The organism is Parvularcula oceani (assembly GCF_000733125.1).
Lineage (GTDB): Bacteria > Pseudomonadota > Alphaproteobacteria > Caulobacterales > Parvularculaceae > Parvularcula > Parvularcula oceani.
Map to the genome: position 1 here is coordinate 57,304 of NZ_JPHU01000011.1, position 13,912 is coordinate 71,215.

Below are 13,912 nucleotides of genomic sequence, written 5' to 3' on the forward strand. Positions count from 1 at the left end.
TATGGCACTTGATCTCTCCGCACTCGGCGCGGCCAACGGCTATGCCCAGGCCGGCCGCCTGGCCCAGGCGCCGGCGCCTGCCTCCGCTCCTTCGGCCCAGGAGGCTTCCAAGGCCGGAAAGGCCGCCGAAAGCTTCGCGCAAGTCTTCGACGACGCCGACGCGGCTGTCGCGGCCGTCGCACGCGGCGAAGGCAGCGCGCAGGCCGTGGTCGAGGCGATGGCGCAGGCCGAACTCGCCCTTCAGGCGGCGGTGACGATCCGCGACCGGGTCGTCGAGGCCTATCAGGAAATCCTGCGGATGCCCGTCTGATCGATGACGGACGCCCAGCTGATCGACCTTGCCCGCCAGGCGGTGCTGACGGCGGCGATGATGGCGACACCGCTTCTCGCCACCGCGCTGATCGCCGGCCTGATCGTTGGCCTCGTCCAGGCGCTGACCTCGGTGCAGGAGATGACGCTGACCTTCGTGCCCAAGGGCGCGGCCATGCTGCTCGTCTTCTGCCTGACCGCGAGCTTCATGGTCGGCCTCTGCATCCGCCTTTTCGACCAGAGCATCCTGCCGGCCATCGCGCCGTAGTCCTTTTTCAGGAGGTGTGAGTGAGCACCGCCGCCGTCCTTCCCGGAATCAGCATGGCGACCCTTCGCCAGCCGACCGTCCTCCTGACGCTCGGCCTGATGACGATCATCGTCATGATGATCCTGCCGGTGCCGCCGCTCCTTCTCGATATCGGCCTGACCGCCAGTTTCGCGCTGGCGATCCTGACCTTCACCATCGCGCTCTTCATCGAGAAGCCGCTCGATTTCTCCTCCTTCCCGAGCCTTCTCCTGATCTCGCTCCTCCTGCGGCTGTCGCTCAATATCTCCTCGACCAAGCTGATCATCGGCCAGGGGCACACCGGCACGGACGCGGCCGGCGGGGTGATCGAGGGCTTCGCCATGTTCGTCATGGGCGGGAGCCTCGGGCTGGGGCTGATCGTCTTCTGCGTGCTGCTCATCGTGAACTTCGTGGTGATCACGAAGGGCGCGGGACGGATGGCCGAGGTCGGCGCGCGTTTCGCCCTCGACGCCATGCCCGGCAAGCAGCTCGCGATCGACGCGGAAGTCGCCGCCGGCGCGATCAGCCATGACGAGGCGCGCCGCCTGCGCGACCTGCAACAGGAAGAAACGGCGTTTCTCGGCTCGCTCGACGGCGTCTCGAAATTCGTCAAGGGCGACGCGGTCGCGGGCCTCCTGATCACGCTTCTGAACCTCGTCGCCGGCATCGGCATGGGACTGATCGTGCACAAGGTCAGCCTCGGCGAAGCGCTCCAGAACTATTCGATCCTGACCGTCGGCGACGGCCTCGTCAGCCAGATCCCCGCCGTCGTCATCTCCGTCGCCGCCGCGCTCCTTCTGTCCAAGGGGCAGGGCAAGGGATCGGTCGACGCCGCGCTCCTCTCGCAGATGCTGGCCAAGCCTGCGGCGCTCGCCACGGTGGCCGTCCTTCTGGGCCTGTTCGCCCTCGTTCCGGGCCTGCCCTTCCTGCCCTTCGTCCTGGGCGCGGGCGGGCTCGGCTATGCCGCCTTCGCCACGCATAAACGCGAGCAGGCCGCCGCTGCGGAACCCGAGGAGGCGGCGGGCGCGCCCGCCGCGCCGGCCAAGCCGAAGCTCGGCGACGCGCTGGATCTCGACGAGATCAACATCGAGCTCGACCCCTCCCTCTCCGCGCTCGTCTCTGGCCGGGGCGAGGGGCTCGACAAGCGCATCGAGAAGCTGCGCGACTTCATCATCGAGCGCTACGGCTTCGTGATGCCGCCGGTGCGCGTGACGGACGGGGCGATCGGCGCCGGGGGCTACAGGATCGGCGTGCAGGGCACGGTGGTGGGCGAGGACAGGCTCGACACGAACGGCGTTCTGGCCCTCGTCAAGGAAGGCGAGCACGCCTTCGCCACGGGCAAGGCCGTGCGCGAACCGGTCTATGGCGCCGAGGCGCGCTGGGTCGCCAAGGCCGATGGCAGCGCGCTGAGCGAACTCGGCGTGACCGTCATCGAACCTGTCGAGGTGCTGACGACGCATCTTCTCGAAACCGTCCAGAACAGCTTCGACAAGCTCATGACCCGCCGGGCGCTGCGCGAAGCCCTCGACGCCTATGTCGACCTGACAGATGCGGACAGGGGAGAGGCCAACAAGCGCCTTCTCGACGAGTTCATGCCCGACAAGGTCAGCCCCGAGACGCTGCAATGGGTGATGCGGGGCCTTCTGACCGAGAGGATCAGCATCCGGAACATCCCGATGATCCTAGAGGCGATCGCCGAGCACCAGCCCCACCATCCGAGCCTCGACGAGCTGATCGAGGCCGTCCGCCGCTCGCTCGCCTTCCAGTTCGTCCAGACCTATCGCGGCGCGGACGGAACCCTCCCGCTCATCCAGCTTTCGGACAAGTGGGATGCGGTCTTCCCGCAGGGCGAGGAAGGCCAGGGCCTCACCGCCGAGGACGTGAAGACGCTCGGCGATCAGGTGCAGGAGGCGCTCAACAAGGCCGCCGCGACCGGCGCCTATGCCGCCGTCGCCGTCACGGGCCGGCGGCGGCGCATCGTCCGCGACATCCTGCGCAGCCGCGGCATCAAGAACCCGGTCATCGCCTTCGAGGAGATCGTGCCGGGCTCGCGCCCCGCAATGCTGGCCGTCGCGTGACGCCGGAATTTCTCGCCGCGCTGGTGACGGTCGTCGTGGCCGTAGGCCTGCGCCTGTCGCTCATGGTGTTCCTGCTGCCGGGCATCGGAGAGCGGGCCGTGCCGGTCCGGGTCCGCCTGGGCATCGTGCTCGCCCTGCTTGGCGCGCTCGTGCCCTTCGCCCTCGCGGATGCGCCGCCCGTCACGGACGTCCCCCTCCTGCCGCTCATGCTGTCGGAGGCCCTGATCGGCTTTGGGCTCGGCTTCTCCCTGCGGGTGATGATCTATGCGCTGACCATCGCCGGAACGGTGATCGCGCAGGTCATGTCGCTGTCGCAGATCCTCGGCGCCGCGCTGACCGACGAAGGCAATCCGTCGGTCTCGCTTCTCCTGACCATGGCCGGCGCGGCCCTGTTCGTGACGCTCGATCTGCACGCGGTGGTCGTCGGCCTGGTCGCGGAAAGCTACGAGGTCTTTCCTCTTGCGGACTTTCCGGCCACGGGCGCGCTCGCCGAATGGGCGACGGCCCGCAGCGCGGCGGCCTTCACCCTGGCCGTCTCGCTCGCTCTGCCCTTCGTCCTCATCGGCTTCATCTACAATGTCGTTCTCGGGCTCATCAATCAGGCCATGCCGCAGATGATGGTCACCTTTGTCGGCGTGCCCGCGAACGTGCTTGCGGGCCTGTTCCTCCTGGCAGCGTCTCTCGGCGTCATCCTGGTCGCTTGGACCGGAGCGCTCGATGCCGCGCAGCTGAGGTTCTGGTAGGATGGCCGAAAGCGACGAGGGCGGCGAGAAGTCGTTCGACGCCAGCCCGGAGCGCCTGCGCAAGGCCCGGGCCGAGGGCAATGTTCCGAACTCGCCCGATGTCCAGACGGCCCTGCGCTATGCGGGCCTTCTGGGCGTCATGGCCTTCGCGGCCGGCGGCCTCGCCACCACGGCCGCGCAGTCGCTCGCAGGTTTCCTGAACCGGCCCTTCGAAGCCAGCAGCTATCTGTTCACCGGCGGCGGCATCCTGCCGCTCGTGGCGCCGACCGCCTCAGCCCTCGTCACGGCGCTGCTGGTTCCGCTCGGCCTGATCCTCGCCGCGCTCATCGTGCAGCAGGCCATCGTCTTCGCGCCGAAAAAGCTCAAGCCCGATCTCAAGAGGATCTCTCCCCTGCGCAATGCGGGCCAGAAATTCGGCGGAGCGGGCCTGATCGAATTCTCGAAGTCCCTCGTGAAGCTGACGCTCTTCTGCGCCGCGGGGGCGGGGTTCGGCCTCGCGCTCCTGCCGCGCCTCCTGTCGCGCACGGGGGCGGCCGCGGGCGTCCTGCCGATCGAGCTCGGGGTAATCCTGACGGGCATGCTCGGCATCGCCTTCGGTCTCAGCGCGCTTGCGGGCGCGATCGACCTGCCGATCAAGCGGGCGCAGCACGCCAAGAAGCTGCGCATGACGCGCCAAGAAATGCTCGACGAAGCCAAGGAAAGCGAAGGCGACCCCGAGCAGAAGCGTGCGCGGAAGAGAAAGGCGCAGGAAATCGCCGGCATGGCGCAGATGAAGGACGTTCCGAACGCAGACGTCGTCATCGTCAACCCAGAGCACTATGCCGTCGCGCTGAAATGGGATCGCAGCGGCGGGGACGTGCCGCGCTGCATCGCCAAGGGCGTCGACCACCTCGCGCTCGCCATCAAGCAGAGGGCGAAGGAGGCGGGCGTGCCGATCCATCGCGACGTCGCCTGCGCCCGCGCCCTGCATGCCAGCGTCGATGTCGGAGAGCCGATCCGGCGCGAGCACTTCACCGCCGTCGCGGCGGCCATCCGCTTTGCCGACCGGATCAGGCAGGCGAAGGGCTGACCGGACTCTTCGGCGAGAGGAGCAGGCGGCGGGCCTGGACGCTTCAGCCGCTCTCGCGGCTCCGAGAGCCGGCGCCCGCGGCCCCTGTCAGGCCGACGAGATCGTCGAAGCTCGAACGGGCCACGGCGTCGCTCGGCTGGAGCTCGTCTCCATCGAGATCCGGCGCATGCCAGCGCCACAGGGCGAGCTTGTAGACGATCTGCTCGAGCGTGCGGGCCGGCGTCTCGCGCGCGACCATGAGAATGAATTCCTGCATGTCGAGAAGGCCGGTCCGTCTCGCCTCGGACGCTTCGTCCTCGCCCTGATCGGTCTCGAGGCGCTCCTCGATGTCCTTGTAGAGATCCAGAAGATCGGCGTGCAGACCGTTCTCCGCGCCGCCCGCGCGGACGCGGTCGATCCTCCGTTTGAGTTGCGCGACTTCCAGACTGTGCAGCATCCCGTTCCCCCCAACCTGCCAGCCCACCCGGCGCTTTCGCCCGCGCGGATGAGAGCATCCCGCCTCGTCGCGCTTCTTCCGGCGTCGGATAGCAACCTGTGGTTTACGGCGAGACACGATAAAGTGATACCGACTGCGGGTTGAGGAATCCTCTTTCGCGGCAATCGCAGGGTGCGGAGAGACTATCGGTCTCACGCCTCGCAAAGCACGCGCGCAGCGCCTAGATGTTGCGGATGCAGAAGACACCGGCAGGACCCGAACTCGACGTTCTCATCGCCCTCCTCGCCAAGCTGCCGGGGCTCGGCCCCCGCTCGGCGAAGCGGGCGGCCCTGCATCTTCTCAAGCGGCGCGAGGCGATGATGGAGCCTCTCGCCGCGGCGCTGCACGACGCCGCCGAGAAGGTGCAGGCCTGCCAGGTCTGCGGGAACTGGGACAGCCGCAATCCCTGCGCGATCTGCGCGGACGAGGAGCGAGAGGATGGCACGATCTGCGTGGTGCAGGACGTGGCCGATGTCTGGGCGCTCGAGCGCGCGGGCGCGCATGGCGGCAAATACCACGTTCTCGGCGGTGTCATCTCGCCGCTCGACGGGGTGGGGCCGGACGACCTCAACATCGCCTCGCTGGCGCAGCGGGCGAGCGCGGCCAATGTCCGGGAGATCATTCTTGCGACCGCGGCAACCGTCGAGGGGCAGACGACGGCCCATTACGTCACCGAGAGGCTGAACGGATCGGGTGTCGAGATCACGCGGCTGAGCCACGGCGTGCCGGTCGGCGGCGAGCTCGACTATCTCGACGAAGGCACTCTTGCCGCCGCGCTCAAGGCGCGGCGGCCATTCTGATCAGGAAGACCGGGTGACGGATCAGTCGAACAGACCGTCATCGTCATCGTAGTCTTCGTACTCGTCCTCGTAGGGGTCGTAGTCGTCGTCATCGTCTTCGGACAGCTCCGCGCCCGCGGCGGCGCCTGCACCGCCGATGGCAGCACCCGTCAGCGGCTCGTCGGCGAGGACTTCGCCCGCGACCGCGCCGGCCGCTGCGCCGATCGCGCCCGCCTGGACGGTGTCGTCCTCGGCGATGTTCTCGGTGCTCGCGCAGCCTGCGGCGAGCGCGAGAGCGGAAAGGGCGGTGAGCGGGGTGACGATGCGCATGATGCCTCCGTTGATGAATGCTTCTCGCCCCCGCCAACGGATGGCAGGGGCGAGGCGTTGCGTCACGAAGGCGTGGGCAGCGCCTAGTAGCGGTAGGCTTCGCCCTTGAAGGGGCCGGTCTTGCTGACGCCGATATAGTCGGCCTGCGCGTCAGTCAGCTGGCTGAGCTGCGCGCCGACCTTGTCGAGGTGGAGCGCCGCGACCTTTTCGTCGAGGTGCTTGGGCAGGACATAGACCTTGTTCTCGTACTTCTCGGGATGCTGCCAGAGCTCCATCTGCGCGAGCGTCTGGTTGGTGAAGCTCGCCGACATGACGAAGCTCGGATGGCCCGTGGCATTGCCGAGATTCACGAGGCGGCCCTGGGACAGGAGGATCATGCGCTTGCCGCCCGGCAGCTCGATCATGTCGACCTGATCCTTGATGTTGGTCCACTTGTAGTTCTTGAGCGCGTCGACCTGAATCTCGTTGTCGAAATGGCCGATATTGCAGACGATGGCCATGTCCTTGAGGTTCCGCATGTGATCGGCGGTCAGGACATCCTTGTTGCCGGTCGCGGTCACGACGATGTCCGCGCGCGGCGCGCCGTTCTCCATCGTGACGACCTCATAGCCGTCCATCGCCGCCTGCAGCGCGCAGATCGGATCGACCTCCGTCACCATCACGCGGGCGCCCGAACCGCGAAGCGAGGCTGCAGAGCCCTTGCCGACATCGCCGTAACCGGCGACCAGCGCGACCTTGCCGGCCATCATCGTATCCGTGCCGCGCCGGATCGCGTCGACGAGCGATTCCTTGCAGCCGTATTTGTTGTCGAATTTCGACTTGGTGACCGAATCGTTCACGTTGATCGCGGGGAAGGGCAGCGTGCCGTTCTTCTCGCGCTGATAGAGGCGGAGAACGCCGGTGGTGGTCTCTTCCGTCACGCCCCGGATGCTCTCGCGCACGCGCTTATAGAAGGTCGGGTCCTTCTCGTTGCGACGCTTGATCGTGGCGAAGAGGGCTTCCTCCTCCTCGTTCTGCGGGTTCGCGATGAGCGAGGGATCTTCCGCCGCCTGCGCGCCGAGCAGGATGAGCAGCGTGGCATCGCCGCCATCGTCGAGGATCATGTTGGCGAGTTCGCCGTCCGGCCATTCCCAGAGGCGGTCGGCATAGTCCCAGTATTCCTGGAGCGTCTCGCCTTTCACGGCGAAGACCGGCGTGCCGTTCGCCGCGATGGCGGCGGCGGCGTGGTCCTGGGTCGAGAAAATATTGCAGGACGCCCAGCGCACGGTGGCGCCCAGGGCTTCGAGCGTGCGGATCAGCACGGCGGTCTGGATCGTCATGTGGAGCGAGCCCGCGATCCGCGCGCCCTTGAGCGGCTGGTCCTTTCCGAACTCCTCGCGCGTCGCCATCAGGCCGGGCATCTCGTGCTCGGCGATCTCGATTTCCTTCTCGCCATATTCGGCGAGCTCGATGTTCTTGACGACGTGGTCGGTGCTCATGGGGTCGCTCCTTGCCTCTGGTCGGGGGTCTCCGGCGCCCCGCTTAGCGGCGGCGCGGGAGGATATAAAGAGGCGCTTATATGATCTGCTGCATGCCGGGAGAATGCAGCCTTCAGATCCGGCCCACGGCATCCCAGGCGATGACGGCCGCCACCGCCAGGACAAGGGCGGCGAAGAGGCGGCGCCCCAGGTCGCGCCGGTTCTCGAGGCGCCTCGCGGTCCGGATGCCGAGAAGGCCGCCAAGGGCGCCGCCGAGGAGGAGCGCGCCCGTCAGGCGGAGGTCGACATAGCCGCTCAGAGCGTAGTTCGCGGAGGTGGCCGTGCCGAAGATCATGACCGAGAGGAGCGAGGCGGCGGCCGCATGGGAGAAGGTCAGTCCCGCCGCGTACATCAGGCCGGGAACGATGAGGAAGCCGCCGCCGATTCCGAAGAAGCCCGATGCCGTTCCGACGACGAGGCCGACCGGCACGAGGCGCGCCATCTTTCCCGCGTCGAGCCTGGCTTCGGGATCTCCGCCACTCCCGCCCCGGCGCAGCATGGACAGCGCCACGGCGGCCATCGCGCCGGCGAAGGCGAGAAGAAGGACATCACCGTCCATCAGCTTCGCGATGGATGAGCCGAGAAGCGAGCCTGCGAAGCCGGCGGCCCCGAAGACCCAGGCGCAGGGCCACTTCACCCGGCCCCCGCGCCAGTGACCGAGAAGGTTGAAGGCCGCGATGGCCGCAACGCCCGCAGCGGAGGTGCCGATCGCGAGATGGGTGTCGTCGACCCCCACCGCGTAAAGAAGAAGGGGCGCTGCGAGGACCGATCCGCCTCCGCCGAACGTGCCGAGCAGCCAGCCGACGAGAACGCCGCTGAAGACGGCAGCGAGGAGGGCGGACGGATCGAGGCCCGGCATGGGTCTTAGACAGCCCGTGGCCGGTTCCAGGGCATCGCGCCCAGCAGCCTCGCCATGCCGCACCAGCCGGTCACCCCGGCGACGGTGAGCCCCGCTCCCACGAAGGCCGGGATGCCGTAGAAGCCGGGATGCAGGAGGAGGCCGAGCGCGACGCCGAGCAGGACGAGCGTGCCCGCCGCGATCTGGACCTGCCGCATGATCTCGAGCGGCGCGCTGCGGTCCTCCCGGGTGGGAAGGCCCGCCGCCTTCCAGGCTTGCAGCCCGCCCTCGAGCAGGAAGCCGTCCTGCCGTACCGCCTCGCCGAGAAGGGCTGCATTGTCCTGCGTGCGCATGCCCGAACGGCACATGAAGAGGACGGGGCGGCCAGCGGGCAGTTCCGCCTCTCCGCTTCTGAGGGCGCTCAGCGGCAGGCAGATCGCGCCGGCGGCATGCTCGCGCCGGAACTCGTCCGGCTCGCGGATGTCGACGAGACTGAAGCGCTCCGCTTCGGCCTGTCGGGCGATGTCTTGCGCAGTGATCTTCGTCGGGGCGTTCATGACAGCATCTCCGGGCAGTAGATGGATGCGAGGGTCGCGATGATCCGGGCCACGGCCGGATCATCGATCCGGTAGAAGACCGCCTGTCCTTCCTTGCGGGTGGCGACGAGACCCTGCGCGCGAAGCACGGCGAGGTGCTGGGACAGCGCGGATTGGGAAAGAGAGAAATCCTCCGCCAGCGCGCCGACCGCCCGCTCCCCGCCGCCGAGGCGGCACAGGATCATCAGGCGGTTGGGATTGCCCATCGCCTTGAGCAGCATCGCCGCTTCGGCGGCTTTGGCCTCGAAGGCCTCGGGGGGCAGGTCGATCATCATGTCCATGACAGCTATATATAAGCTATTGCTAAATTAGCAAGAGTGAATATATTGTGGCGGGAAAGGAGGCTCCTCATGCCTGTCGACGTGCAAGCTTTTTTCGAGCCCGAGACCCATACGGTCAGCTATCTCGTCAGCGACCCTGCGACCGGCGATGCGGCCGTGATCGATCCGGTTCTCGATTTCGATCCGAACGCTGCCCAGACCGGAACGCGAAGCGCGGATCACATCCTCGATGCGGTGCGGGAAAAGGGGCTCGCCCTGCGCTGGATCCTGGAGACCCATGCCCATGCCGATCACCTGAGCGCCGCCAGGATCCTCGCCCAGAGAACGGGCGCCAGGATCGGCATCGGCGCCCGCATCGATGCGGTGCAGAAGACCTTCGCGCCTCTGTTCGGCGTCGATGGGCGCGAGGCCGGGCCGGAAGCTTTCGACCATCTGTTCGAGGACGGAGAGACCTTCTCCCTGGGCGGGCTCACCGTGCGCGTTCTTCACACGCCGGGACATACGCCGGCCTGCGTCAGCTATCTGATCGGCGATGCGGTCTTTGTCGGCGACACGCTGTTCATGCCCGATTACGGAACCGCGCGGGCCGATTTCCCGGGCGGCGATGCGAGGACGCTCTACCGCTCCATCCAGAAGCTCCTCGCCCTGCCGCCGGCGACCCGCATGTTCGTCGGGCACGACTACCTGCCCGAAGGACGGACCGAATTCGCATGGGAGACGAGCGTCGGCGAACAGCGGGACCGGAACATCCATGTGGGAGGAGGCGTGAGCGAGGACGCCTTCGTGCGGCTGCGCGAAGCGCGGGACGCCTCTCTTGCGGCGCCGAGGCTGATCCTGCCGTCACTGCAGGTCAATATCCGCGCCGGCGACCTGCCCAAGGCCGAGGCGGACGGACGGGTCTACCTCAAGCTTCCGGTCAATGCTCTGGGAGGGGCGGGGCGGTCAGAGCCGCCCGGAGTCCCTCGCGATAGCTCGGATAGCGCAAGCTGAACCCCGGCAGCGCCTTGAGGCGGTCATTCCGCAGCCGCTTGTTCTCGGCGTAGAAGCTGCGGGCCATGTCCGACAGCGCCGCCGTCTCGAAGGGCACTTCGGGCGGGGGCGCGATGCCGAGCAGTTCCGCGGCGAAAGCGATCACGTCCTGGGGCGGGCTCGGTTCGTCGTCGCAGAAATTGACGATGCCCGGCGGCGCCTCCGCGCGGAGGAGGGCCCGCAGGCCCGAGGCGATGTCGTCGCGGTGGATGCGGTTGAAGACCTGGCCGGGCTTGATGACCCGCTGGCTGAGCCCCGACCTCTTGCCGCGCGTGTCGCCGCGCAAGGATGCGACCGCATTCCGTCCCGGCCCGTAGATCCCGGCCAGGCGGCAGAGGGTAAGCCGTGCGCCTCTGCCCTCCGCGAGGTCCCGCCAGCCGGCTTCCGCGGCGAGGCGCGCGCGGCCGCGCTCCGTGCCCGGAGAGCATTGCGCCGTCTCGTCGATCCATGCGCCGCCGGCATCGCCATAGACGCCGGAGGAGGAGAGGTAGAGGAGGCGGGTGCCGCCCTTCACCGCCGAGCCGGGCAGGGCGGCGAGGGCGGGGCACGCGCCCTCGCGCGGCGGGGCCGAGATGAGGATGGCGTCGGCCTTGCGCGCGACGTCCGGGGGCAGGGGCGCGGGCGCCTCCCACAGAAGCGGCGAGAGGCCCTCTTCGCGCAGCGCCTCTGCTTTCTCCTCGCTGCGGGTCGTCGCGGTCACCCGCGCGCCTTCCGCCGCCAGCGCCTTCAGGAGCGGGCGGACGGAATAGCCAGCGCCCAGAGCGAGAATCTCAGCCATGCTGCGCCTTCAACGACCGCACCAGCCCGTCGGCCGCATGTTCGATCATGTCAAGGACCGTTTCGAAGCCGGACCGTCCGCCGTGATAGGGGTCGGGCACGTCCCCGCCCACGCCAAAGGAAAGGAAGGGGCGAAGCTCCGCCTTGCCGTCGGGCGGGGCCAGGTCGCGCAGATCCGCCATGTTCGAGGCATCCATGGGCAGGATCAGGTCGAACATGTAGAAATCGCCCATGTCGACCTGCCGCCCGCGCAGCTTGCGCAGGTCATAGCCACGCGTCTTGGCCGCCGCGATCATGCGGGCATCGGGCTTCTTGCCGACATGCCAGCCGCCGGTTCCGGCGCTGTCGATCTCGACCGAGAGGCCGGCCGCCTGCGCCTTGTCGCGGAAGACGGCTTCGGCGGCGGGGCTGCGGCAGATATTGCCGAGGCAGACGAAGAGAATCCGGGTCATATGAACGCTATAGGGTCTGCGGGTGCCCGAAGCGAACCTCCTGCCCAGTGCAGCGGGTCTGCGGCTCGCAGCGGCTTGGAAAACCCGGCCAGACCTTCTAGGAACGAAGCGGGAACGGCAAAAGGAGACATCCATGGGCGCACGCCCTGCAAGCCTGTTCCCCGAAACAGCGCCCGAACCTGTGCCCCGCGTGCGGGTCGTGCTGCCCCTGCCGACCGGCAATGGCTACGACTACGCGGTGCCGGAAGGCATGCAGGTCGCGCCGGGCGATTTCGTCGTCGTGCCGCTGGGGCCGCGCCGGATGATCGGCGTCGCCTGGGCGGGCGAGCCCGATGACAGCGTAGGCGATGACCGCCTCAAGCCCATTGCCGAGCGGCTCGATGCGGCGCCGCTCTCTTCGGCCGTGATGGATTTCGTCGACTGGGTGGCGGCCTATTGCCTCTCGCCGCGGGGCGTCGTGCTGCGCCTCGTCATGCGGTCGGGCCAGGCGCTGGAGACCAAAACCGGTCCTGCCGCCTATGCGCTGGCGCCGAGCCCGCCGCTCGAGCTGCGTTTGACGGAGAAGCGCCGCGCAGTGCTGGATGCGGCCAGGGGGCGGCCGAAAACGGCATCCCAGCTCGCAAAGGCGGCGGGTGTGACGGACGGCGTCGTCCGCTCCCTCGCCAAGGCGGGGGCGCTTGAGCCTGTCGAGCTCGACCCGGACATCCCCTTCGCCGCGCCCGATCCCTCGCGCCCCGGACGCCCCCTGTCCGAGGATCAGGCGCAGGCGGTCGCGGAGCTGCGAGCGAAGATCGGCGGGGGCTATTCCACGACGCTGATCGACGGGGTGACGGGGTCTGGCAAGACCGAGGTCTATCTCGAGGCGGTGGCCGAGGCGCTGGCGCGGGACCCGTCCGCGCAGGTGCTCGTCCTCCTGCCCGAGATCGCGCTGACCCTGCCCTTCCTCAGCCGCATCGAGGACCGCTTCGGCGCAGCGCCCGCCCATTGGCATTCGGGCATGACCTCGGCGCAGCGGCGCAGGGTCTGGCGGCGGGTGGCGGACGGCAATGCGCGCCTCGTCGTCGGGGCGCGCTCCGCCCTGTTCCTTCCCTATACGAACCTTCGCCTGATCGTCGTCGACGAGGAGCACGAGGCCGCCTACAAGCAGCATGACGGCGTCCTTTATCATGCCCGCGACATGGCGGTGGCGCGCGGCGCGCGGCAGGGCTTTCCGGTGCTCCTCGCCTCCGCGACGCCATCGCTAGAGACGCTCGCGAATGTCGAAGAGGGGCGGTATGGCCGCGTCGTCCTCCCCTCCCGCTTCGGCCCCGCGACCCTGCCCGATACGCGCGTCGTGGACATGCGCCAGAGCCCGCCCGACAAGGGGCGCTGGCTGTCGCCCGTAATCGTCTCGGCGCTGAACGATGTGCTCTCGCGCGGCGAGCAGGTCATGCTCTACCTCAACCGCCGCGGCTATGCGCCGGTGACCTTGTGCCGCAAATGCGGCGAGCGGATGTGCGCGCCGGACAGCGATACATGGCTCGTCGAACATCGCTATACGAACCGACTGGTCTGCCACCATACGGGCTTTTCCATGCCCAAGCCCGAGGCCTGTCCCGCCTGCGGCGCGCATGACAGCCTCAGCCCCTGCGGCCCCGGCGTCGAACGCATCGCGGAGGAGGCGCGCGAGCGCTGGCCCGAAGCGCGCATCGCCGTGTTCAGCTCGGACACGGTCGGCTCGGCCAATGCGGCCCGCGACCTTCTGGAACGCATGACGGCGGGCGAGATCGACATCCTGGTCGCGACGCAGGCGGCGGCGAAGGGGCACAACTTCCCCGGCCTCACCCTCGTCGCGGCCGTCGATGCCGATCTCGGCCTCGCGGGCGGCGACCTGCGCGCGGCCGAGCGGACCTATCAGGTCCTCTCGCAGGTCTCGGGGAGGGCCGGGCGGGCGGAAAAGCCGGGCGCAGTCATGCTGCAATCCTATCAGCCCGATCACCCCGTCATCCGCGCGCTCGCAGGGCAGGACCGCGACGGCTTCCTTTCGGCCGAGCTCGACGGGCGGCGTTCCTTGGGCTTCCCGCCCTTCGGCCGGCTCGCGGCGCTGATCCTGTCAGGCGACAACGAAACCAAGCTGATGGAGGCGGCGCAGACCCTCGTCGCCGCCGTGCCGCATGCCGAGGGCGTGGAGGTCTGGGGACCCGCGCCCGCGCCGCTCTACCGCCTCAAGGGCACCTACCGCATCCGCTTCCTCATCAAGAGCGAACGGCGCGTCAGCATACAGACCTTCCTGCGCGCCTGGCTATCGGAGGTGAAGATCCCGAGCAGCGTCCGCCGCACGGTGGACGTCGATCCCTATAATTTCAGCTGAGGA

Annotated in this window: 16 protein-coding genes; 8 read left to right on the forward strand and 8 right to left on the reverse strand. The window is 68.4% G+C overall.

Features of this window, described 5'->3' with window-relative positions:
* Nucleotide 1 precedes the first annotated feature (1 nt).
* Genes fliE through IE88_RS0112030 form a run of 5 tightly spaced genes read left to right on the forward strand, consistent with a single transcriptional unit; the run spans nucleotide 2 to nucleotide 4,485 of the window.
* Nucleotides 2-310, forward strand: a complete 309-nt coding sequence (fliE, locus tag IE88_RS0112010) for a flagellar hook-basal body complex protein FliE (RefSeq protein ID WP_031554789.1) — start codon at nucleotides 2-4, stop codon at nucleotides 308-310.
* Nucleotides 311-313: 3 nt separating this feature from the next.
* Nucleotides 314-577, forward strand: coding sequence for a flagellar biosynthetic protein FliQ (locus tag IE88_RS0112015; RefSeq protein WP_031554791.1), 264 nt, complete (start codon nucleotides 314-316; stop codon nucleotides 575-577).
* A 20-nt stretch (nucleotides 578-597) separates the two neighbouring features.
* Nucleotides 598-2,673, forward strand: coding sequence for an FHIPEP family type III secretion protein (locus tag IE88_RS0112020; protein ID WP_238319306.1), 2,076 nt, complete (start codon nucleotides 598-600; stop codon nucleotides 2,671-2,673).
* Entirely contained in the window at nucleotides 2,670-3,416 is a 747-nt protein-coding gene (locus IE88_RS0112025) for a flagellar biosynthetic protein FliR (RefSeq protein ID WP_036767174.1), read from the forward strand. The genes IE88_RS0112020 and IE88_RS0112025 overlap by 4 nt, the downstream gene beginning before the upstream one ends.
* A gap of 1 nt (nucleotide 3,417) precedes the next feature.
* Nucleotides 3,418-4,485, forward strand: a complete 1,068-nt coding sequence (locus tag IE88_RS0112030; protein ID WP_031554797.1) for an EscU/YscU/HrcU family type III secretion system export apparatus switch protein — start codon at nucleotides 3,418-3,420, stop codon at nucleotides 4,483-4,485.
* A gap of 43 nt (nucleotides 4,486-4,528) precedes the next feature.
* On the opposite strand, the gene IE88_RS0112035 is transcribed toward IE88_RS0112030, so the two are convergent.
* Nucleotides 4,529-4,921 carry a hypothetical protein gene (locus IE88_RS0112035; RefSeq protein ID WP_031554799.1) on the reverse strand — a complete coding sequence of 131 codons (393 nt, stop codon included), beginning with the start codon at nucleotides 4,919-4,921 and terminating at the stop codon, nucleotides 4,529-4,531.
* A gap of 233 nt (nucleotides 4,922-5,154) precedes the next feature.
* Here IE88_RS0112035 and recR point away from each other — a divergent pair, with 233 nt between their 5' ends.
* Nucleotides 5,155-5,760 carry a recombination mediator RecR gene (gene recR / locus IE88_RS0112040; protein WP_031554800.1) on the forward strand — a complete coding sequence of 202 codons (606 nt, stop codon included), beginning with the start codon at nucleotides 5,155-5,157 and terminating at the stop codon, nucleotides 5,758-5,760.
* 21 nt (nucleotides 5,761-5,781) lie between these two features.
* Here recR and IE88_RS0112045 read toward each other — a convergent pair whose 3' ends face one another.
* From IE88_RS0112045 to IE88_RS0112065, 5 genes are all read right to left on the reverse strand, one after another.
* Nucleotides 5,782-6,069 (reverse strand): hypothetical protein, encoded by a 288-nt coding sequence (locus tag IE88_RS0112045; protein ID WP_031554802.1) that lies wholly within the window; start codon nucleotides 6,067-6,069, stop codon nucleotides 5,782-5,784.
* An 83-nt stretch (nucleotides 6,070-6,152) separates the two neighbouring features.
* On the reverse strand, nucleotides 6,153-7,547 hold the full coding sequence (ahcY, locus tag IE88_RS0112050) for an adenosylhomocysteinase (protein ID WP_031554803.1): 1,395 nt from the start codon (nucleotides 7,545-7,547) through the stop codon (nucleotides 6,153-6,155).
* A 112-nt stretch (nucleotides 7,548-7,659) separates the two neighbouring features.
* Nucleotides 7,660-8,445, reverse strand: coding sequence for a sulfite exporter TauE/SafE family protein (locus IE88_RS0112055; protein ID WP_031554804.1), 786 nt, complete (start codon nucleotides 8,443-8,445; stop codon nucleotides 7,660-7,662).
* A 5-nt stretch (nucleotides 8,446-8,450) separates the two neighbouring features.
* Nucleotides 8,451-8,981 carry a rhodanese family protein gene (locus IE88_RS0112060; RefSeq protein ID WP_031554805.1) on the reverse strand — a complete coding sequence of 177 codons (531 nt, stop codon included), beginning with the start codon at nucleotides 8,979-8,981 and terminating at the stop codon, nucleotides 8,451-8,453.
* The gene (locus tag IE88_RS0112065) at nucleotides 8,978-9,301 is read right to left on the reverse strand and encodes an ArsR/SmtB family transcription factor (protein WP_031554806.1); all 324 of its coding nucleotides are present in this window, start codon (nucleotides 9,299-9,301) and stop codon (nucleotides 8,978-8,980) included. The genes IE88_RS0112060 and IE88_RS0112065 overlap by 4 nt, the downstream gene beginning before the upstream one ends.
* A 69-nt stretch (nucleotides 9,302-9,370) precedes the next feature.
* Between IE88_RS0112065 and IE88_RS0112070 the strand changes: the two genes are divergently transcribed.
* Nucleotides 9,371-10,291 carry an MBL fold metallo-hydrolase gene (locus IE88_RS0112070; protein ID WP_051882078.1) on the forward strand — a complete coding sequence of 307 codons (921 nt, stop codon included), beginning with the start codon at nucleotides 9,371-9,373 and terminating at the stop codon, nucleotides 10,289-10,291.
* Here the strand turns inward: IE88_RS0112070 and IE88_RS0112075 are convergent.
* Nucleotides 10,218-11,108, reverse strand: coding sequence for an SDR family oxidoreductase (locus IE88_RS0112075; protein ID WP_031554810.1), 891 nt, complete (start codon nucleotides 11,106-11,108; stop codon nucleotides 10,218-10,220). The two genes, IE88_RS0112070 and IE88_RS0112075, sit on opposite strands and share 74 nt — an antisense overlap.
* The gene (locus tag IE88_RS0112080; RefSeq protein WP_031554812.1) at nucleotides 11,101-11,559 is read right to left on the reverse strand and encodes a low molecular weight protein-tyrosine-phosphatase; all 459 of its coding nucleotides are present in this window, start codon (nucleotides 11,557-11,559) and stop codon (nucleotides 11,101-11,103) included. The genes IE88_RS0112075 and IE88_RS0112080 overlap by 8 nt, the downstream gene beginning before the upstream one ends.
* 133 nt (nucleotides 11,560-11,692) lie before the next feature.
* On the opposite strand from IE88_RS0112080, the gene IE88_RS0112085 reads away from it, so the two are divergent.
* Nucleotides 11,693-13,909, forward strand: a complete 2,217-nt coding sequence (locus IE88_RS0112085) for a primosomal protein N' (protein ID WP_081871647.1) — start codon at nucleotides 11,693-11,695, stop codon at nucleotides 13,907-13,909.
* The last annotated feature ends 3 nt before the right edge of the window (nucleotides 13,910-13,912 follow it).

Coding starts and splice junctions, on each gene's coding strand:
- IE88_RS0112085 (WP_081871647.1), top strand. CDS start 11,693: ATGGGCGCACGCCCTGCAAGCCTGTTCCCCGAAACAGCGCCCGAACCT.
- IE88_RS0112060 (WP_031554805.1), bottom strand. CDS start 8,981: ATGAACGCCCCGACGAAGATCACTGCGCAAGACATCGCCCGACAGGCC.
- IE88_RS0112055 (WP_031554804.1), bottom strand. CDS start 8,445: ATGCCGGGCCTCGATCCGTCCGCCCTCCTCGCTGCCGTCTTCAGCGGC.
- recR (WP_031554800.1), top strand. CDS start 5,155: ATGCAGAAGACACCGGCAGGACCCGAACTCGACGTTCTCATCGCCCTC.
- IE88_RS0112065 (WP_031554806.1), bottom strand. CDS start 9,301: ATGGACATGATGATCGACCTGCCCCCCGAGGCCTTCGAGGCCAAAGCC.
- IE88_RS0112045 (WP_031554802.1), bottom strand. CDS start 6,069: ATGCGCATCGTCACCCCGCTCACCGCCCTTTCCGCTCTCGCGCTCGCC.
- IE88_RS0112070 (WP_051882078.1), top strand. CDS start 9,371: ATGCCTGTCGACGTGCAAGCTTTTTTCGAGCCCGAGACCCATACGGTC.
- ahcY (WP_031554803.1), bottom strand. CDS start 7,547: ATGAGCACCGACCACGTCGTCAAGAACATCGAGCTCGCCGAATATGGC.
- IE88_RS0112035 (WP_031554799.1), bottom strand. CDS start 4,921: ATGCTGCACAGTCTGGAAGTCGCGCAACTCAAACGGAGGATCGACCGC.
- IE88_RS0112030 (WP_031554797.1), top strand. CDS start 3,418: ATGGCCGAAAGCGACGAGGGCGGCGAGAAGTCGTTCGACGCCAGCCCG.
- IE88_RS0112080 (WP_031554812.1), bottom strand. CDS start 11,559: ATGACCCGGATTCTCTTCGTCTGCCTCGGCAATATCTGCCGCAGCCCC.
- IE88_RS0112075 (WP_031554810.1), bottom strand. CDS start 11,108: ATGGCTGAGATTCTCGCTCTGGGCGCTGGCTATTCCGTCCGCCCGCTC.
- fliE (WP_031554789.1), top strand. CDS start 2: ATGGCACTTGATCTCTCCGCACTCGGCGCGGCCAACGGCTATGCCCAG.
- IE88_RS0112015 (WP_031554791.1), top strand. CDS start 314: ATGACGGACGCCCAGCTGATCGACCTTGCCCGCCAGGCGGTGCTGACG.